Source organism: Oceanobacter sp. 1_MG-2023 (assembly GCF_030689025.1).
Taxonomy (GTDB): Bacteria; Pseudomonadota; Gammaproteobacteria; order Pseudomonadales; family Oceanobacteraceae; genus Oceanobacter.
Map to the genome: position 1 here is coordinate 14,996 of NZ_JAUYWA010000015.1, position 20,483 is coordinate 35,478.

Genomic DNA, 20,483 nt, shown 5'->3' on the forward strand with positions numbered 1-20,483 from the left:
CTATATAAAAGCGTATATTCCGATGAAATGGTTGACGGAATAGTGACGCGTTCCAAATGGCCAGACATTTGGGTCAAATCATACAAAAACCCTGGTACGCTTCTGATTCCTTAGAGCAGGGGGCTGGCAAACGTACCGGATTTCATCTCAGACCAGTCCTGCTTTGCGAACAAGATCTGCCACGTGTCCGCACACCTGGTCGATCGTCAGCTCAGTACTGTCAATGGTTATAGCGTCATCGGCAGGCTTCAGCGGAGCAACAGCCCGGTTGCTGTCGCGTTCATCGCGAGCTCGGATGTCTTCGATAAGGGCGGGTAAACTAGCATCAAATCCCTTGTCAAGCAACTGCTCATATCGCCTTCTGCCCCGCTCTTCGGCGCTGGCGGTCAGGAATACTTTAACTTCGGCCAGAGGGAACACCACGGTACCCATATCCCGGCCATCAGCAATCAGGCCCGGGGCCTGACAAAAGTCACGTTGCCGCTGCAACAGGGCATCGCGTACTGCAGGTAAAGCCGCAACCTGAGAGGCCAGGCTGCCAACGTCTTCAGTGCGAATGGTGTCGGTCACGTTTTCGTTTTCCAGAATCACCTGCACTCCAGTGCTGCGTGGTTCAAAACGCACATCCAGCACCGCAGCGACAGCGGCGACAGCGACTTCGTCATCCAGCGCAATCTGTTTGCGGCTGGCGGCCAGACCGGTAATCCGGTACAGCGCACCACTATCCAGCAAATGCCAGCCCAGCTGCTCAGCCAAAAGCGCACAAACGGTGCCTTTACCAGCACCGGAGGGGCCATCAATGGCGATAACCGCAGACGTCGTCGGGACTGCTGCCGGAATTGACGTTGCTCTCGAATCAGTCACCACCCACATCTCCTTGTATTTGCAGCTGTAACCCCGTGCTATTGGCCAGTTCAACATAACCCGGGAAAGAGGTCGCGACGTTGGCGCAGTCATGAATAACAATCGCTGCATCTGCCCGCAATGAGGCCATTGAGAAACTCATGGCGATACGATGGTCGCCATGGCTTGCGATCACGCCAGCACCAAAGCTGCCTTCAGGGCCAAAACCGGGAATAATTGCACCATCGGCAGTGCCTTGCGCCGCAACGCCGAGGCTATTCAAGCCATCAACCATGGACTGGATACGGTCGCTCTCCTTGACGCGCAATTCCTCTGCTCCCGTCAGGATGGTTTCCCCTTCGGCACAGGCGGCGGCAATAAAGATCGCCGGAAATTCGTCAATCGCCAGCGGCACCTGGTCTTCCGGTATATGGATACCCTTGAGCTGGGCCGAGCGTACCCGGATATCAGCTACCGGTTCACCGCCAACTTCACGCTCATTCATAACCTCGATATTGCCGCCCATGGCACGGAGGATATTGATCACGCCAATACGGGTCGGATTGATACCAACATGCTGCAAGGTAATATCGGAACCCGGTGCAATGCTGGCTCCCACCATATAAAACGCAGTGGACGAGATATCTGCCGGGACATCAATACTGGTCGCCGTCAATTCACCGCCAGACTGGATCGTCACCGTGCTGCCATCCACCTGCACATCGTAGCCAAAGCCTTTCAGCATGCGTTCGGTATGATCCCGGGTCGGTGCCGGTTCCGTCACGGATGTACTGCCTTCGGCGTACAAACCCGCCAGCAGCACACAGCTCTTGACCTGGGCACTGGCCATGGGCAACACGTAGTGAATACCTTTCAGGGCCTGGTTACCCTTGATTTTTAACGGTGGACGACCACCTTCTTCGGTTTCCACAATGGCGCCCATTTGTCGTAACGGATCAGCCACCCGCCCCATTGGACGCTTGCTCAAGGATTCATCACCACTCATTTCGACATCAAAAGACTGACCGGCCAACAGACCGGACAACAGCCGGATGGAGGTGCCAGAGTTGCCGACATACAGGGCATTGGCCGGTGCTTTCAAGCCATGCAGGCCAACACCATGAATGGTCACACGACCACGATGCGGGCCTTCAATCACCACTCCCATATCCCGGAAGGCCTGCAAGGTTGCCAAGCTGTCTTCACCTTCGAGAAAGCCGCTGACTTCTGTAACACCATTGGCCAGCGAACCCAGCATGATGGAGCGATGAGAAATGGATTTGTCGCCAGGTACGCGAAAGGTGCCGGACAAACACTTGGCCGGTTGCACCAGATAGGAAAGAGAACTGGTTTTCATAGGTTCCACAAAGGCCCTGCGGGCAAGTATGTTTGAAAAATGATCCCGTGCAGCCTTGGCACGAGTCAGCACCCCCATCAGGGTCGTGGTGTCATTCTGGACAATGGCCTCACGTAACTGCAGGAGGTCTTTGTTAAACAGGTCCAGGGTTGCCAGCAATTGCTCCCGGTTGGCGGTAAAAATATCCCGCCACATCTCCGGGCTACTGGCAGCGATCCGGGTAAAGTCACGGAAACCACCCGCCGCATAATTGAAGATTTCTTTGTTTTCATGATTGTTGGCCAGGGTATCCACCAACGAATAGGCCAGCAAATGCGGCAGATGGCTGGTCGCGGCCAATACTTCGTCGTGATGACCCACCGACATGATTTCGACGTCGGCTCCCACCGCTTGCCAGGCCTGCATGACCAGTTGCAGTGCGGTGTTGTCGGTATGGGCCTCGGTCGTGATGATCACCTTGTGCCGGCAGTAGAGATGTTCATCCGCCGCGGCCACCCCACTGCGTTCAGAACCGGCAATCGGGTGGCCGAGAATAAAGCGGCCAAACCCGGCCCCGAATACCGCCTTGACATCTGCAGCAACCGATCCCTTGACCGAGCCGACATCGGTAATCACTGCATGCTGCGGCAAGCTCGCACTCAATGCCTGCAGCACCGGACGTACCGATAAAATCGGCACCGATACAATCACCAGATCGGCGTCGGCAACCGCTGCCCCGGGGGAGGTTGCGTAGCGGTCAATAATGCCGGTCTCGCAAGCCAGTTCCATTGAATCGAGGTTGCGATCAAAGCCGACCACCTCGCCTACGCCCCCCTGGGCACGCAGTCCCTTGACCCAGGAGCAACCAATCAGCCCCAGGCCAATTACCGCGACCCGGTGAACAAAGAATCCATTCTCTGTGGTCAAGCCAGCACCTTCGTCAACGCATCAATAAATGTCTGGTTTTCTGCCGTCGTTCCGACCGATACCCGAATGTATCCGGGCATATCGTAGTTGGCGACCGGGCGAATAATCACCCCCATTTGCAGCAACTGTTGATTCACCGTCTGATCATCCTTGCCTTCAGGCAACTTGAAGGTCACAAAATTGGCTACTGACGGAATATAACTCAATCCCAGCGACTCAAACGCGGCAACCAACTGCGCCATACCCTGACGGTTAAGCGCAACACTGTTGGCCAGATAGTCGCTATCTTTCAGCGCTGCGGTGGCAGCGGCCAGTGCAAAGGAATCCACATTGAATGGCGGACGAACCCGGTTCATCAGGTCAGCCACAACCGGGCTGGAAACGCCATAACCGACCCGCAGCGATGCCAGACCATAGGCCTTGGAAAAAGTACGCACGACCAGCAGGTTGGGATACTGTGACAGGTAATCCAGACCGCTGGGGTAGTCTTCAACTTCGGCATATTCGAAATACGCTTCGTCCAGCAAGACCAGCACCCGCTCAGGTACCGCTGCCAGAAAAGCTTCCAGTTCTGCACGGGTACTGTAGGTACCAGTCGGGTTGTTCGGATTGGTGGCAAATACAACCCGTGTACGGTCATTGATCGCCGCCGCCATTGCCATCAGATCATGGCCAAAATTCAGGGCAGGCACTTCGATCACTTCGCCACCAATGGCGCGGGTCACCAGACCGTAAATGGAAAAAGCATGTTGCGACACAACGACGTTATCGCCCTTGTCGACAAAAACCCGCACGGCAAAATCGAGAATATCACTGGAGCCGTTCCCCAGTGTCAGTTGATCCGCGGTCACGCCCAGGCGTTCACACAAGGCGGCCTTGAGATCAAAACCGGCACCATCCGGGTAACGGGTCAGTTCTGCCAGCTGACCCTGAATGGCGGCAATCACATTCGGGCTGGGGCCAAGCGGATTTTCATTGCTGGCCAGCTTGACAATATTGGCCTCATCCAGCCCATGTTCACGCGCCAGCTCATCAATCGGTTTGCCAGGCTGATAAGGTTTCAGACCGCGCACTCCGGCAACGGCCAACTGCTGAAAATCTACACTCATGATTTGCTCTCATAGCATGGGCCAGACAAGGGAGCCGCACGGCCAGATGTCTAACACTTGTTTAATCAACCCCGTCAATCGATGGACAGACAGGGCTCGGTAACCAGGTCGCTTACAGAACGGCTTTCGGGTAAGAACCCAGCCATTTGTAATCCGCCGCAACCTGTTGCAGCTGTTCCAGCACAGTACTGATCACAGCGTCGTCACTGTGGCCTTCAAAATCAATAAAAAAGGCGTAATTCCAGGTGCCGGTACGTGCTGGTCGGGTTTCGATACGCGTCAGGCTGATTCCGGCCTGATGAAATGGCTCCAGCACCTGATACAGGGCACCCGGCTGATTGCGGCTGGACACCATGATCGAGGTTTTGTCTTCACCACTGGACAGGGTTGCCTGACGGCCAACAATCAAGAAGCGCGTGGTATTGTCCGGGCGATCTTCAATATTGGCGCTGCAGACAACCAGCTGATACAGATCAGCAGCAACTTCACCGGCAATCGCCGCACTGCCCGGTTCAAGGCTGGCACGGCGCGCCGCTTCGGCATTGGAACTGAGCGCAATCCGCTCCACGTCCGGATAATGCTGGTCAAGCCAGCGTCGGCATTGCCCCAGTGACTGGGCGTGGGAGTAGATCCGTTCGATCGGTTGGGCCGGGGCTTGCGACATCAGGTGATGATGAATCCGCAGCGATACTTCGCCACAAATCTGCAAGTTTGAATCAAAAAAGCTGTCGAGGGTATGGGTCACCACGCCTTCGGTCGAGTTTTCTACCGGCACCACCCCAAAATTGGCAGCACCGCTTTCCACTTCACGGAACACATCACCAATCGAGACCTGGCTGTGACAACACACGGCATGGCCAAAATGTTTTACTGCCGCCTGTTGGGTGAAGGTCCCTTCCGGGCCAAGAAACGCCACATTCAATGGCTCTTCCAAAGCCAGACATTGCGACATGATTTCGCGAAACAGGCGCGCCATATTTTCATCCGGCAACGGGCCGGTATTACGCACCATCACATTACGCAGTACCTGTGCTTCCCGCTCAGGACGATAAAAAATCACCGACTCACCCGGCGCTGCGTATTTTTCCTTCACCTCTGCAACCTGCTGGGCACAGCGGGCACGCTGATTGATCAACTCCTGAATTTGCCGATCAATAGAGTCAATCGACTGGCGCAGTTGTTCGAGTTCCTGAGCTTCACTCATGAGTTGCCTTGCTTCGTTAATCTGGAATGGGATCACTGACCCGACAGGCGAGCCAGTGTACAAGCTTAACCGTGGCGACGAGCGAAGTCGGCCATAAAGTCAGTTAATGCAACAACAGCCGCTTCAGAAACGGCATTGTAAATACTGGCACGCATACCACCCACACTGCGATGACCGGCCAGATTCAACAGCCCGGCCGCTTCACTCTGTTGCAGGAACAAGGAGTCCAGATTCGCATCGGCCAGGGTAAAGGGCACATTCATGATCGAGCGATTGGGAAGTGCAACCGGGTTGGCATAAAAGTCATTGGTATCGATAAACTGATACAAATGTGCCGCTTTGCGATGGTTGGCCGCCGCAATGGCCGCAATACCGCCCTGTTCTTTCAGCCATTCAAACACCAGCCCGGCCAAATACCAGCTATACGTTGGTGGTGTGTTGTACATCGAGCCGTTATCGGCACACACGGTGTAGTTGAACATCGTTGGTGTGGTTGCCCGGGCCTTGCCCAGCAAGTCATCACGAATAATGACCACACACAGGCCCGCCGGGCCGATGTTTTTCTGGGCACCGGCGTAGATCATGCCAAAACGGCTGACATCCAGCGTATCAGACAAAATCGCCGATGACAGATCCGCCACCAGAGGAACGTCGCCAGTGTCAGGAATATAATCAAACGCCACACCACCAATCGTCTCATTCGGACAGTAATGGACATAGTCGGCGTCGGCGTTGAAGGCCAATTCTGATGGTGCCGGCGCCGAGGTAAACTTATTGTCTTCGGTCGAGGCAATCACCCGGACATCCGCAAAACGCTTGCCTTCTGCCAGCGCTTTTTTTGACCATTGGCCGGTCACGATCTGATCGACCTTGCCGCTGCCGTTGGCCAGATTTAATGGCACCATCGCAAACTGGCTACTGGCGCCACCTTGCATAAACAACACTTTATAGTTGTCGGGAATGGCCATCAGGTCACGCAGGTCTTGTTCGGCTTTTTTGGCCACGGCAACAAAATCAGCGCTGCGGTGGCTCATTTCCATGATCGACAAGCCCTTGCCATGCCAGTCTGCCAGTTCCAGACCCGCCCGCTCCAGTACCGCACTCGGCAATGCCGCCGGGCCAGCACAAAAATTAAACACTCGGTTCATCAGATTGATTGCTCTGTATTGCAGGCGCCGGAGCGCCCCGTCCAGACAACGCAGCTTGTTATTCTGCGTCGTCACCGTTGTCGTCGGTATTGCTGTCAGAATTGTCTTCAACACCGGCTTCTTGATCGCTTTGATCACTATGATCGGCCGTATCGCCGGCGTCATCAGCGTTCGCCAATACCGCCAACAGGGCTTCATCATCTTCCGGATCACAGATCCGTTCCAGCCCGACCAGCTTTTCTTTCTCACTGACACGAATCAGGGTCACACCCTGGGTGTTACGACCCAACAGTGATACTTCGTTGACATGGGTACGCACCAGCGTGCCCTGATCGCTGATCAGCATCACTTCATCACCGTCGAACACTTGCACGGCTCCCACCATACGGCCGTTACGATCGTTGGTGACCATGGCAATCACACCTTGTGTGCCGCGCCCCTTGGTCGGGAACTCCGTCACTTCCGTGCGTTTGCCAAAACCACGCTCTGAAGCGGTGAGAATCGCACCGTTTTCTTCCGGAATGATCAGTGCAATAACGCTCTGCTCCTGACCCAGTGTGATGCCTCGCACCCCACGGGCTGTACGTCCCATCGGCCGTACTCCGCCTTTGCCTTCGCTGTCCTGGCCTTCATAAAAACGCACCGCTTTACCGGCATCAGACAGCAGCATGATATCGCGCGAGCCATCGGTAATGGCCACACCAACCAGATGATCACCGTCATCCAGCTCACAGGCGATCAAACCGCTGGAGCGTGGACGGGAAAACTGGTCGAGCGAGGTTTTCTTCACCGTGCCGCGAGCGGTGGCCATAAAGACAAAGTTGTCTTCACGGTACTCGACCACGGGCAGAATGGCGGTAATACGTTCGCCTTCATCCAGTGCCAGTACATTGACAATCGGACGGCCTTTGGCATTACGGCTGGCTTGCGGAATATTGTACACCGTCAGCCAGTACACCTTGCCCGCATCGGTAAAGCACAACACGGTATCGTGACTGTTCACCACTAACAGGTGTTCGATGAAGTCCTCATCTTTTACTGACGTGGCAGAACGCCCTTTACCACCGCGCTTTTGGGCCTGATAGGCATCAATTGGCTGGGTCTTGGCGTAACCGCTGTGGGACAGCGTCAGCACCAGATCCTCTTCCGGAATCAGGTCAGCCATGCTCAGGTCGCGCTTCACCGCCATGATTTCGGTCTTGCGCTCATCGCCATACTCTGCCCGAATGGCTTCCAGCTCTTCCCGGATCACTGTCATCAAGCGATCGGCACTACCAAGAATCTCCAGATATTCGGCGATTTCTTCCAGTTTTTGCTGGTACTCTTCGATCAGTTTTTCATGTTCCAGGCCGGTCAGTTTTTGCAGTCGCAGATCCAGAATGGCTTGTGCCTGGGCCGGCGACAAATGGTATTTGCCATCCCGGAAGCCAAATTCTTCCGGCAGGTCATCCGGGCGACAGGCGTCTTCACCGGCTCGCTCCAGCATGTCCAGGACATCGCCCGGATGCCAGGCGGTAACGATCAGCTTTTCCTTCGCTTCGGCAGCGTTGGTGGATTCCTTGATCAACTGGATCACCGGATCAATATTCGCCAGTGCCAGTGCCAGACCTTCCAGCAAGTGGCCGCGCTCCCGGGCCTTGCGCAGATCAAAAATGGTGCGACGGGTAACGACTTCACGACGGTGCTTGACGAAAGCTTCCAGCAGCTGCTTCAGGTTCAGCGTGCGGGGCTGGCCTTCGACCAGTGCCACAACGTTGATGCCGAACACGCCTTGTAACTGGGTCTGGGCGAACAGATTATTGAGCACGACTTCGGGCATTTCACCACGACGCAGCTCTATCACAATCCGCATACCGTCCTTGTCGGACTCATCACGCAGTTCGGTAATGCCTTCCAGTTTTTTTTCCTTGACCAGCTCGGCAATTTTTTCAATCAAGCGGGCCTTGTTCACCTGATAAGGAATCTCGGTGAACACAATACTGACCTTGCTGTTCTTTTCGTCGGTTTCAAAATGGTGGCGAGCACGCAGATAAATGCGACCTCGACCGGTGCGATAGGCTTCAATAATGCCATCACGACCATTAATAAAGGCGCCCGTCGGGAAATCCGGCCCCGGGATGTATTCCATCAGGGCGTCGATATCAAGATCCGGGTTGTCGATCAGCGCCAGACAACCGGTCAATACTTCGGTCAGGTTATGCGGCGGAATATTGGTTGCCATACCCACGGCGATACCGGAGGAACCATTCACCAGCAAATTGGGCACACGGGTCGGCAATACTGCCGGAATCTGCTCGGTACCGTCGTAGTTGGGCACCCAGTCGACGGTTTCCTTTTCGATATCACCCAGCATGTCGTGGCTGATTTTATCCATGCGGATTTCGGTATAACGCATGGCTGCGGCCGAGTCGCCGTCGACCGAGCCAAAGTTACCTTGGCCATCCACCAGCGTGTAACGCATGGAAAAATCCTGCGCCATACGCACAATAGTGTCGTAAACAGCAGAGTCACCGTGCGGGTGATATTTACCAATGACATCACCAACCACCCGAGCGGATTTTTTGTATGGCTTGTTCCAGTCGTTGTTCAGTACGTTCATCGCATGCAAAACACGACGATGCACCGGTTTGAGACCATCCCGAACATCGGGCAATGCTCGCCCGACAATTACGCTCATGGCGTAATCAAGGTACGATTGTTGCAATTCATCTTCGATGTTAATCGGGAGAACTTCTTTGGCTAACTCACCCATAGACTATTAAGATCCGTGCTGTATCGCTTGGCCACATACCGTGGCGATGGCATTCACTTGACTGTATTGATTAACAGAACAACCGCCGGAGCAGGCAGCAATCACAACCGCTACCCATTCGTACCGCTGCCCTGGCTGCAGACAACAGACTGGTTCAGAACCAGCGTTATTTTGCAGCGCAAAACAAAGCGCGCATCATACCATAAAAGCCCCGATAACCTAATACACTCCCTGCCAGAAGCGTCTCAGAACAACCACAAGCCCAGCATTAACAAAATACCCGGCAACGAACATCTTTTCGGGCAAAAGCGCTCCATTGCCCTTGACGGCCGCCCAAACCGCACTTTTGGATTCCAATCTTGCAGACTCTGCAAGTCTGCGGTCGCGAACACTCCGGGCGGTGGATATAATCGTCTTCGTGCCCGCCACCGTTGACGGCGATCTACTCTCTTTTTACATGAGGATTATTCATGACTGCAGACCTCCGTCTCAACGCTCGCTGGCTGGTGCCAATGGATGGTAATCAACCGATCATCGAACACGCTTCGGTTTTTGTAACAAACGGCCGTATTGAAGCCATTGAGTCGTCAGAATCTGAGCGTGACGCCCGGCAAACCATCGAATTGCCCCACCATGCACTGCTGCCCGGCTATATCAATGCCCATGGTCATGCCGCGATGTCGCTGTTCCGGGGAATGGCGGATGATTTACCCTTGATGACCTGGCTGCAGCAGCATATCTGGCCTGCCGAGACCCAATGGGTGAATAGTGACTTTGTCCGTCAGGGTACCGAACTGGCGATGGCGGAAATGATTCGTTCCGGCACCACCACCTTTGCCGATATGTACTTTTATCCGCAGGATGCCATTGCGGCCTCGCTGACCGTCGGCATGCGCCACGTTAACCTGATGCCGGTTCTGGATTTTCCTACCAACTACGCCAGCAACGCCGATGACTATCTACAGAAAGCCCTGGCAGTCCATACCCAGTGCCAACAGCACGACCTGCTGACATTGGGACTCGGACCTCATGCCCCCTACACCGTCTCCGATGCTCCTTTGCGCCAGGTACGCGCCATGGCTGATGAGCTGCAGCTACCGGTACAGATCCATTTGCATGAAACCGCCTTTGAGGTGCAAGACAGCCTGGAAAAATACGGCAAGCGCCCTATCGAACGTCTGTTCGATCTGGGCTTTCTGGCCCCTGGCGTCAGCTGTGTCCATATGACCCAGATCAACGACCAGGACCTCGAGCTTATGCGCCAGAGCGGTGCCAGCGTCGTCCACTGTCCGGAATCCAATCTGAAACTTGCCAGCGGCTTTTGCCCCACGGCTCGGCTGTTGCAGGCCGGTATTCCGCTCGGACTGGGCACCGATGGTGCCGCCAGCAACAACGACCTGAACCTGCAGGCCGAAATGAAAACCGCTGCCATGCTGGCCAAGGCCGTCGCCGCCGATGCCGCCGCCGTACCGGCCTTGCAAGCCTTGCATATGGCCACGCTGGGCAGTGCCCAGGCACTGGGCATCGACCAGCACACCGGTTCGATTGAAGTTGGCAAATGGGCTGATTTACAAGCAGTTGACCTGTCGCAGCTATCACAGCAACCACTGTATGATCCAATATCCCAGCTGGTTTACACCGACAGCAGTCGTTATACCAGCCATGTCTGGGTGGCTGGCCAGGCGCTGTTGCATAACGCCGAGTTTACCCATATAGATATCGACCAGCTGACCGCCACTGCGCGCCAGTGGTCACAACGTATTCGTCCGAATTAACCCAAGACCTCGACGGGACAACAGGAAACAATGATGACCGAACACAGTACAGCAAACGTCGACCACGCCGAAGTCGCCAAATTTGAAGCCCTGGCCAGCCGCTGGTGGGACCCGGAAAGCGAATTCAAACCCCTGCACGATATCAACCCATTACGCTGCAACTACATCGACCAGGCCGCCGAACTGGCTGGCAAACAGGTTCTCGACGTTGGCTGTGGTGGTGGTTTGCTCAGCGAAGCCATGGCCCAGCGCGGTGCCACGGTTACCGGTATCGATATGGGTGAAGCGCCGCTGAATATCGCCCGCTTGCACGCCCTCGAATCCAGCGTCAAAATTGATTACCAGCATATTGCCGTTGAAGCACTGGCCGAACAGCAACCGGCCAGTTTCGACGTCGTCACCTGCCTCGAAATGCTTGAGCACGTACCCGACCCGGCTTCTATCATCCGTGCGTGTGCCACCCTGGTAAAACCCGGCGGCCATGTGTTTTTCTCTACCTTGAATCGCAACCCCAAAGCTTATGGCATGGCGATTATCGGAGCGGAATACCTGTTAAAAATGCTACCGGCCGGTACCCACGATTACACCAAATTCATCAAGCCCAGTGAGCTGACACGCTGGTGCCGCCAGGCTGATTTGCAAGCGACCCATATTACCGGCATGACCTATAACCCGTTGTTCAAAAGCTACAAACTGAACGACCAGGATGTCAGCGTCAATTACCTGATGACCACCATCCGGCCAGCACAGGACGACGTATGAGCCAGCCGCATCCACACGCCATCCTGTTCGACCTGGATGGCACCCTGCTCGACAGTGCCCCCGACTTTTTTGGTGTTGTCAATTCGCTGCGACAAGAACAGGGCAAGCCCCCACTGGACCATAAAACCATTCGCCAGCAAGTCAGTAATGGCGGTGCGGCACTGACCGAAATCACCTGGGAAATAAGCCGGGATCACCCGGAATTCAGTGACTACCGCGAGCAGTTGCTCAACCGTTATGGCGACTACCTTGCCACGGCCAGCGCCTTGTTTCCCGGCTTCCGGGCCGTACTCGATGAATTGCAACTGCTAGGGGTGCAATGGGGCATTGTCACCAACAAACCACGCCGTTTTGCTGTTCCCTTGCTGGAAAAGCTGGCCATTAGCGCACCGGTACTGGTCTGTGCCGACGATGTTCGTATCGCCAAACCAGACCCGGAAAGCCTGCTGCTGGCCGCAGCCCAGCTGGAACTGCAACCGGAGGCCTGCTGGTATGTGGGCGACCATCTGCGCGATATTCAAGCCGGCAAGGCTGCCGGTATGCGCACCATTGCCGCCCTGTTTGGTTATATAGAAGACCACGATGACCCGCAGCGCTGGCAAGCCGATAACAGTATTCATACCGCGGATGAACTGATCACCTTGCTCGGCCGCTAGCCGCCACCCTGTTGATCAGCACCACCAGGGCGGCGTATCGGTTGATCCAGGCCATCCCCCTGACCCGAACCACCAGACCAAGGATTTTCGCATGACCGCAACACAAGCCCTGCAAGGGCGTACTATTCTGATCACCGGCGCTGGCTACGGAATTGGCCGCGAAGCAGCCCTGACTTATGCCCGGGCCGGAGCCACCGTTTTATTGTTGGGACGTACCCAGGAAGCCCTGAACGATACCTACGACCTGATTGAAGCCGAGCAATTGCCACAAGCCGCCGTTATGCCGTTTGATCTGGAAACCAGCGACGAAGAACCTTACCGTCAGTTGGCCGAGATGATCGAAACCCACTTTGGGCATCTGGATGGCTTGCTGTTGAATGCCGGTGTGCTCGGCCAACGTACCCCCATCGACAACTACCACGCCGACACCTGGATGAAGGTGATGCAAATTAACCTCAACAGCCAGTTTTTACTAACCAAGCAGCTGCTGCCATTGCTGCACAAGGCACCCGCCGATGCCGCCATTCTGTTTACCAGCAGTAGCGTTGGCCGTGTTGGTCGCGCTTATTGGGGAGCCTATTCGGTATCCAAATGTGCTACCGAAGGGCTGATGCAGGTACTCGCACAAGAGCTGGAAAACACCAGCAATATCCGCGTCAATGCCATCAACCCGGGAGCGACCCGCACCACCATGCGGGCAGCCGCTTATCCGGTTGAAAACCCCGCCGATGTAACTCCTCCCAGTGATATTATGCCGTTGTACCTGCATTTGATGAGCCCGGCATCGACCGGTATTCATGGCCAGAGCCTGGACGCTCAGGGCGAACACGCATTTCGCCCGGAATAGACCACTAGCGGACTCAGGCTGAATGAGATGTCTGGCCGGGGTGTTCTCCGGTCAGACACTCTTGCTCCGATTCCCTCGCCATTCTCTCCGCTCTCTATATCCACGCCACGTCAACAACTGACAATAAATTGACTTGCTGCGTCAAAAATATGTTCTTTTTAATGACACCAACCAAGAGTATTTTTCAGCAAAGCCGATGCTATAAAGACAAGTTATTGAGTTATATAGTATTTTATCAACACCAGAGTTCAGGCATTAACTTTGCTTATGAACTATAATCTGGTCATAAAACAACAAGAGGCAAGATGGGGTGAACCGATCACAACGCAGTAACCCGCCTGGGCCGAACGACGCCACCGTTATTGATGACCCCATTCGACCCGAAACCCTGCTTCATCTCGCCCTGCAACTCCAGAGCACGCTGGAACTGCGACTGCTGATTGAACTCTTCTTCCAGAATATCCAGAACACTATCCCTATTGATGGCATCAGCTATCGCTCGTATGACCTGCCTATGGCGGTCTGCCTCGGGCGGGTTGGCCCACACCGGGTCAATCACTCCCTGAATCTTCATGATGATGACCTGGGCGAACTGATTTTTTTTCGCGCCACCCCCCTGTATGACCACGAACAATCCTGCTTGCACGTACTGCTTGGGGTTTTACGCCATCCTCTGCGTAATGCCTTGCTGTATCAGAAAGTACGGGATGCCTCGTTTCGTGACCCCTTGACCGGAGCTGGTAACCGGATTGCCATGGAACAGACGCTGGAGCGGGAAATTGAACTGAGCCATCGCCATAACCAGCAACTGTCGCTCTTGATGCTCGATATGGATAACTTCAAGGCGATTAACGACCAGTATGGCCACAACAGTGGCGATGAAGTACTACAAAGCGCGGTACAAGCCATTACCGACTGTATGCGCCAGACGGACCTGTGCTTTCGTTTTGGAGGGGAAGAGTTTCTGGTATTACTCAGCAATGCCCATCAGAGCGATGCCATGATTGTTGCCAACCGGATTCGCGAGACCATCAGCCAACGGCGTATTTCATCATATGGGGTCAATATCGCTGCCACCGCCAGTATTGGCTGTGCCAGCCTGAGGGCATCTGACAGTCGCCGCAGTCTGATTCATCGTGCCGACCAGGCGCTGTACAGCGCCAAGCATCAAGGCCGCAACCGGGTGGTGGGTGAGCAGGCATTGCCAGAATCCTGCGCCACGCCACCGGATTAATACCAGAACGGATCAGGCTTCGGGGTTACGCCGCTTGGGACGTGGGCCAACCTGCTGACGTATTTTTTGACGCTTTTGCTGGCGCTGGAATTGTTCTTTTTCTTTCCCGACCAACCGGCGCACGCGTTTACGCTCCAGGCTGACCGAGTCTGACAGGTCATTCAGCTCACGCTGGCCCAGCTCAACCCAGGTACCGACCGGAATATTGGATGGCAGAAAAATACAGCCATAGCGCACCCGTTTAAGACGACTGACTTCAATTCCCTGGCTTTCCCACAAGCGCCGCACTTCGCGGTTACGACCTTCCATCACCACCACGTGATACCACTTGTTCTGGCCTTCGCCATCGAAGTATTTCACATCGGCAAACTTGGCCATGCCGTCATCCAGCAAGACGCCTTCTTTCAGCCGGGTAATCATCGCCTCATCCACATCACCCCGAACCCGCACCGCGTACTCACGATCGACACCGGTCGATGGATGCATCAACCGGTTGGCCAGTTCACCATCGGTGGTGAATAGCAGCAAGCCGCTGGTATTGATATCCAGACGGCCAACATTGATCCAGCGTTCGCCTTTGGTTTTGGGCAAGTGATCAAAAACCGTCGGGCGCTTCTCCGGGTCGGTACGGCTGCACACTTCGCCCACCGGCTTGTTATAAGCCAGCACGCGGCGATCCCGGCCAATATCATCCAGCTTGAGCGGGCGACCATCGAGGCGCACATCATCATACTTATCGGCGCGATCACCCAACACGGCGGTTTTGCCATTCAGGCCCACACGACCTTCAGCAATCCAGCGTTCGGCTTCACGACGAGAGCTGGCAATGGCACTGACGGCCAGGATTTTTTGTATACGTTCTTTCATGACGGTTTATCTTGTTTACGGGCATCCTCTGCATCATCTTCCGATGCCGCTGAGTCTGCAGGTGTCTGGGAAGCGTCCCGCTGTGCTGGTTGTTGCAGCCGGTCGATCAAATCGTCAAGCTGCTTCCGGGCGGGGACGCCCTCTGTATTGCTACCTTTGGTGATCTTGTTATTGCTGCCTGAGTCATGCTCATTACGGGCCAGCAAATTCTGTTCAACTCGGGCGACCAGTGCATCGGCCTCGGCCAAGTCATCGGCGGTGGCATCCAGAACATCGGCACCACGCCGAGCGACGTCTTCGTCGCGGGTAAATGTATAATCTTCATCGGGACGGCGCTTGGCGTCGGCATTCTCACCCAACGCCTGCTTGCGATTGTCCTCATCCAGCTCCCGGATAGCCATCAGAGAGGGTAGTTGATCAAGGCTACTGAGGCCAAAATAATCGAGAAATTCTGCCGTGGTGGCGAACAGCGCTGGCCGCCCCGGTACATCACGATGACCGACCACCTTGATCCATTCACGCTCCAGCAAGGTCTTGATAATACCGGAACTGACCACCACGCCACGTACATCTTCAATATCACCTCGGGTCACTGGTTGTCGATAGGCGATCAGCACCAGGGTTTCCAGTAAAGCCCGGGTATAACGCGGTGGCCGCTCCTGCCATAACCGGCTGACCCAGGGCATGGTGTGCTGACGCACCTGCAATCGATAGCCACTGGCGACCTTGACCAGTTCAATACCTCGCCCCTGCAGCTGCTGATCCAGCAACTCAAGGGCAGCGCGCAGTTCTGAATTAAGCGGTTTCTGCGACTCCTCAAACAGGCTGGCCATACGCTCCAGCGACATCGGTGCGGCATGAACCAGCATCGCAGCTTCCAATACAGCAGCCAGCTGCTCTGCTGTCAGGCCATGGCGAACCAGTGACTGATTGCGGTGATGACGGTCAGGATTATTCATCGTCAGTGTACTCTCCGCTTGCGGGCTTCATCCGCACATGGATCGGACCAAATGGCTGCTGTTGCACCAGCTCGATCAGTTTTTCTTTTACCAGTTCCAGCACCGCCAGAAAGGTCACAACAACCCCCAGACGACCTTCCGTCGAATCAAACAGCTGCAGGAACGGGCTGAATTCATCGCCATCCAGTCGCTCCAGTACCTGGCTCATACGCTCCCGGGTTGATAGCTGCTCACGTTGTACTTCGTGATGTTCGGTACGGTCAGCCCGCCGCAGAATATCGGCATAAGCCAGCATCAGCTCCCGCATGTCGACATCCGGGTGCATACGGGTCACTGTCGGCTGCTCGATACGAAGACTGGCCTGTTGCCAGTCCCGCTCCATACGCGGCAGGGCATCCAGGTCTTCAGCGGCCGTCTTGAAACGCTCATATTCCTGCAAGCGGCGGATCAGCTCGGCGCGAGGGTCTTCTTCTTCATCATCACTGCCGTCACTGTGACGAGGCAACAGCATGCGGCTTTTGATTTCTGCCAGCATGGCGGCCATGACCAGATACTCCCCCGCCAGCTCCAGCTGCATTTCTTGCATCACATCAATGTAACGCAGGTACTGATCAACAATATCAGCCACATTGACGTCGAGAATATCCAGGTTCTGTTTGCGAATCAGGTACAGCAGCAGATCCAGTGGCCCTTCAAATTGCTCCAGAATCACTTCCAGCGCATCGGGAGGTATGTACAAATCCAGCGGCAACTGGGTCAGGGGCTGCCCTTGTACCAAAGCAAAGGATATCGCTGGCGGCGTCGATTCAAGAGATTCGGTCACTTCAGTGACATCCACAGCGGCAACGGAGGTATTGCCGGGTGCTGGGGCGGCGTTATTCTGCGCGTGTGTCACAGCCTCTCCTAGCGATAGCTTAATCCCATGGCCTCGCGCACTTCATCCAGTGTCGCTCGCGCTGCATCCCGCGCTTTGTCGGTACCATCCGCAATCAGACTGCGGAGCAAATCCGGCTCGTTTTCATATTGTGCCGCGCGGGCACGAATCGGTTCCTGCTCAGCCACGATCGCATCGATCACCGGTTGTTTGCATTCCAGACATCCCCACTCACCACCACGACAGGCGCCCTGGACACGCTGCTGCAGTGATTCATCGGAATAGACCTGATGAAAGGGCCATACCGGGCACACATCCGGGTTGCCGGGGTCTGTCAGCCGGACTCGTGCCGGATCGGTGCGCATGGTGCGGATTTTCTGGCTGACCTCATCAGGCTCAGCACGTAATGGAATAAAATTATTCCCGGAGCTGGACATTTTTTCGCCGTCCAGGCCGGGCATTTTCGCCGTAGCCGTCAGCATTTCATGGGGTTCCGGCAGAATGGTTCGCCCTACACCTTCAAGATAACCGATCAGGCGTTCCCGATCGGATAGCGTCAGGCTGACCTGTTCCCGCACCAGCGCCTGGGCAGTCAACAAGGCGTCGTTATTGCCATGCGAAAGAAAATCCCGCCGCAATTCCTTGTACAGCTTGCCGGTCTTTTTACCGATTTTTTTTAACGCCAGCCGGGCATGGTCTTCAAACCCGGCTTCGCGGCCGTATAAATGATTAAAACGGCGGGCCAGATCTCGCGCCATTTCGATATGAGCCACCTGATCGGCACCGACCGGCACCAGACCAGCGCGATAGGTCAGAATATCGGCGGCTTGCAGCAAGGGATAACCCAGCAGGCCATACGTCGATGATTCCGATTCATGCAGGGACGATTTTTTGTCTTTGTAGCTCGGTACCCGCTCCAGCCAGCCTTGTGGCGTCAGCATCGACAGCAACAAATGCAGCTCGGCTTGCTCCGGTATTTTGCTTTGGATAAATAATGTCGCAGACCCCGGATTGATCCCCGCTGCCAGCCAGTCGATCAGCATGTCCCAGACATGGGTCGACAATGCCTGTGGCTGCTCGTACTCAGTGGTCATGGCGTGCCAGTCGGCAACAAAGAAAAAACATTCATATTCGTGCTGCAAACGCACCCAGCTTTTTAATACGCCGTGATAGTGCCCGAGATGCAACCGCCCTGTCGGGCGCATACCGGAAACCACGCGCCGCTGGGAATCCATGGAGCTCAAATAACATCCCTCTTGTATTGATCCTGATACGGACTACCTGCCAAACGCAGGTGCCAGTGACAACAAATACGGATAACCCGATTCACCGAACGGGTTTTCAAAACAAGCGGGCGATACCTACCGCCTGCCGCACCTCAGCCATCATGGGTTCACTGATGGCGCGAGCGCGGGCAGCACCGGCCTGCAGCTGTTCTTCGATATCCTGGGGACGGCTCATCAAGTCGTTGTAACGCTCCCGTGATTCAGCCAGCTCAGCGTTGATCAGCTCGAACAGTTGTTTCTTCGCTTCACCCCAGGCAATACCATCAGCAAAGGCCTGGCGCATGGCGGCGGTTTGTTCGTCGGAAGCAAAGGCTTGCCAGATCTGGAAGACCGCAGAGGTATCCGGGTCTTTGGCTTCACCGGGTTCCAACAGGTTGGTCTTGATCTTGTTGATGTGTTTTTTCAGTTGTTTCTCAGGCAAAAAGAGCGGAATGGTATTACCGTAGCTTTTGCTCATTTTACGACCGTCCAGCCCTTGCAGCACGGCCACCTGATCACTCACAACGTAATCGGGCAGCGTCAGAATCGGGGCCTTGTTGGCATAGATATGGTTAAAACGCTGGGCGATATCGCGGGCCATTTCCACATGCTGGATCTGATCCTTGCCAACCGGTATATGTGTGGCACCAAACATCAGGATATCCGCTGCCATTAGTACCGGGTAGCTGAACAGGCCCATGCTGATGCCTTTGTCGGCATCCACACCGTCGGCTACGTTGACGTCCACGGATGCCTTGTAGGCATGTGCCCGGTTCATCAATCCCTTGGCGCAAATACAGCTGAGAACCCAGCACAGTTCCGTGATCTGGGGAATATTTGACTGCCGGTAAAAAACGGCTTTGCTGGTATCCAGCCCCAAGGCAAGCCAGGTCGCGGCAATTTCCTTGGTGGACTGTTGGACCGCGGCCGGGTCCTGACATTTGATCAGGGCATGATAATCTGCCAGAAAATAGAACGACTCGTTGGTATCTTCCCGGCTGGCTTCAATGGCTGGCCGAATGGCTCCGACGTAGTTCCCCAAATGAGGTGTTCCGGAGGTGGTAATGCCGGTCAGAACCCGTTTGGGGCCATTTGGCACAGTGGCATTCGAAGCGTCTTGAGTCATTCTAATCATCCAGGCAAGCGAAACAACAAAACGCGCATCATACCGGTTTTATCCCCGACTGACAGCCCGGCCGATGACTAGTCGAGGATATCCGCCGCATCCCCGACCCCTTGTCGAATCAGCTCTGGTGCGTCGCCGGTCATATCAATCACGGTCGTGGCTTCAAAACCGCAATAACCGCCATCGATAATCAGATCGAGCTGGTTTTCCAGGGTTTGACGAATATCGTAAGGATCGGACAGCGGCATATCGTCTCCGGGCATAATCAATGAACTGGTCATCAGTGGTTCATCCATGGCCTCCAGCAAGGCCATGGCGATGGCGTTGTCTGGTACCCGAATACCGATGGTGCGTTTTTTCGGGTGCATCAGCAGTCTTGGTACTTCACGGGTGGCGGGCAAAATAAACGTGAATGCCCCCGGTGTATGGGCTTTGAGCAACCGGTACTGGCTGTTGTCTACCTTGGCAAACGTTGCCAATTCAGAGAAATCCCGACACAACAAAGTAAAATTGTGTTTCGGCCCCAGCTGGCGCAAACGCTGGATTGTTTCTGTGGCTTTTTTGTCTCCGATACGGCATGCCAGCGCATACGAGCATTCGGTGGGAATAATACCAACGCCGCCTTTACGCAGTACTTCAACAGCCTGATTAATCAGTCGTGCCTGGGGATTGTCTGGATGAATCTGTAAAAATTGGCTCATGTTAACTCCTGTCTCTTTCAATCAATCTGCCATATTGATCATACGCCGACGGTCACTCGCCTGCTTAAAAAACCATAACGCAGATCAACGGCAACCCG

The 20,483-nt window shown here is 55.1% G+C and carries 17 protein-coding genes; 5 read left to right on the top strand and 12 right to left on the bottom strand.

Going from position 1 to position 20,483, the window contains the following annotated elements; genetic code table 11:
* Positions 1 to 147: 147 nt before the first annotated feature.
* The 6 genes from cmk to gyrA form a co-directional block, all read right to left on the bottom strand.
* Entirely contained in the window at positions 148 to 864 is a 717-nt protein-coding gene (cmk, locus tag Q8W22_RS10900) for a (d)CMP kinase (protein ID WP_303434054.1), read from the bottom strand.
* The gene (locus Q8W22_RS10905; protein ID WP_305452376.1) at positions 857 to 3,106 is read right to left on the bottom strand and encodes a bifunctional prephenate dehydrogenase/3-phosphoshikimate 1-carboxyvinyltransferase; all 2,250 of its coding nucleotides are present in this window, start codon (positions 3,104 to 3,106) and stop codon (positions 857 to 859) included. Before Q8W22_RS10905 ends, cmk begins: the two co-directional genes overlap by 8 nt.
* On the bottom strand, positions 3,103 to 4,215 hold the full coding sequence (gene hisC / locus Q8W22_RS10910) for a histidinol-phosphate transaminase (protein ID WP_303434056.1): 1,113 nt from the start codon (positions 4,213 to 4,215) through the stop codon (positions 3,103 to 3,105). The genes Q8W22_RS10905 and hisC overlap by 4 nt, the downstream gene beginning before the upstream one ends.
* 112 nt (positions 4,216 to 4,327) lie before the next feature.
* On the bottom strand, positions 4,328 to 5,419 hold the full coding sequence (gene pheA / locus Q8W22_RS10915; protein WP_305452378.1) for a prephenate dehydratase: 1,092 nt from the start codon (positions 5,417 to 5,419) through the stop codon (positions 4,328 to 4,330).
* A gap of 65 nt (positions 5,420 to 5,484) precedes the next feature.
* The gene (gene serC / locus Q8W22_RS10920; RefSeq protein ID WP_303434058.1) at positions 5,485 to 6,567 is read right to left on the bottom strand and encodes a 3-phosphoserine/phosphohydroxythreonine transaminase; all 1,083 of its coding nucleotides are present in this window, start codon (positions 6,565 to 6,567) and stop codon (positions 5,485 to 5,487) included.
* 58 nt (positions 6,568 to 6,625) lie between these two features.
* Complete coding sequence (gene gyrA, locus Q8W22_RS10925; protein ID WP_305415506.1) at positions 6,626 to 9,319, bottom strand: DNA gyrase subunit A; 2,694 nt, start codon at positions 9,317 to 9,319, stop codon at positions 6,626 to 6,628.
* 470 nt (positions 9,320 to 9,789) lie between these two features.
* Between gyrA and Q8W22_RS10930 the strand changes: the two genes are divergently transcribed.
* The 5 genes from Q8W22_RS10930 to Q8W22_RS10950 all read left to right on the top strand — a co-directional run bounded on the left by Q8W22_RS10930 (position 9,790) and on the right by Q8W22_RS10950 (position 14,593).
* Complete coding sequence (locus Q8W22_RS10930) at positions 9,790 to 11,094, top strand: TRZ/ATZ family hydrolase (RefSeq protein WP_303434060.1); 1,305 nt, start codon at positions 9,790 to 9,792, stop codon at positions 11,092 to 11,094.
* Between the two features lie 33 nt (positions 11,095 to 11,127).
* A complete protein-coding gene (ubiG, locus tag Q8W22_RS10935; RefSeq protein WP_305452379.1) occupies positions 11,128 to 11,856 on the top strand; it encodes a bifunctional 2-polyprenyl-6-hydroxyphenol methylase/3-demethylubiquinol 3-O-methyltransferase UbiG in 729 nt (242 codons plus the stop codon).
* A complete protein-coding gene (locus Q8W22_RS10940) occupies positions 11,853 to 12,512 on the top strand; it encodes an HAD family hydrolase (protein ID WP_305415507.1) in 660 nt (219 codons plus the stop codon). Before ubiG ends, Q8W22_RS10940 begins: the two co-directional genes overlap by 4 nt.
* A 91-nt stretch (positions 12,513 to 12,603) precedes the next feature.
* Positions 12,604 to 13,359, top strand: a complete 756-nt coding sequence (locus Q8W22_RS10945; protein ID WP_305452380.1) for a YciK family oxidoreductase — start codon at positions 12,604 to 12,606, stop codon at positions 13,357 to 13,359.
* Positions 13,360 to 13,669: 310 nt separating this feature from the next.
* On the top strand, positions 13,670 to 14,593 hold the full coding sequence (locus Q8W22_RS10950) for a GGDEF domain-containing protein (RefSeq protein WP_305452381.1): 924 nt from the start codon (positions 13,670 to 13,672) through the stop codon (positions 14,591 to 14,593).
* A gap of 12 nt (positions 14,594 to 14,605) precedes the next feature.
* Here Q8W22_RS10950 and rluB read toward each other — a convergent pair whose 3' ends face one another.
* The 6 genes from rluB to Q8W22_RS10980 all read right to left on the bottom strand — a co-directional run bounded on the left by rluB (position 14,606) and on the right by Q8W22_RS10980 (position 20,385).
* A complete protein-coding gene (rluB, locus tag Q8W22_RS10955) occupies positions 14,606 to 15,460 on the bottom strand; it encodes a 23S rRNA pseudouridine(2605) synthase RluB (RefSeq protein WP_303434065.1) in 855 nt (284 codons plus the stop codon).
* Positions 15,457 to 16,419, bottom strand: coding sequence for an SMC-Scp complex subunit ScpB (gene scpB, locus Q8W22_RS10960; protein WP_305452382.1), 963 nt, complete (start codon positions 16,417 to 16,419; stop codon positions 15,457 to 15,459). Before scpB ends, rluB begins: the two co-directional genes overlap by 4 nt.
* Positions 16,412 to 17,314, bottom strand: a complete 903-nt coding sequence (locus tag Q8W22_RS10965) for a ScpA family protein (RefSeq protein WP_370694174.1) — start codon at positions 17,312 to 17,314, stop codon at positions 16,412 to 16,414. Before Q8W22_RS10965 ends, scpB begins: the two co-directional genes overlap by 8 nt.
* Positions 17,315 to 17,322: 8 nt before the next feature.
* Positions 17,323 to 18,528 (bottom strand): tryptophan--tRNA ligase, encoded by a 1,206-nt coding sequence (locus tag Q8W22_RS10970; protein ID WP_305415537.1) that lies wholly within the window; start codon positions 18,526 to 18,528, stop codon positions 17,323 to 17,325.
* Between the two features lie 106 nt (positions 18,529 to 18,634).
* Positions 18,635 to 19,684, bottom strand: a complete 1,050-nt coding sequence (trpS, locus tag Q8W22_RS10975) for a tryptophan--tRNA ligase (RefSeq protein ID WP_305452383.1) — start codon at positions 19,682 to 19,684, stop codon at positions 18,635 to 18,637.
* A 77-nt stretch (positions 19,685 to 19,761) separates the two neighbouring features.
* Positions 19,762 to 20,385 (bottom strand): L-threonylcarbamoyladenylate synthase, encoded by a 624-nt coding sequence (locus tag Q8W22_RS10980; RefSeq protein ID WP_303434068.1) that lies wholly within the window; start codon positions 20,383 to 20,385, stop codon positions 19,762 to 19,764.
* Positions 20,386 to 20,483: the final 98 nt, after the last annotated feature.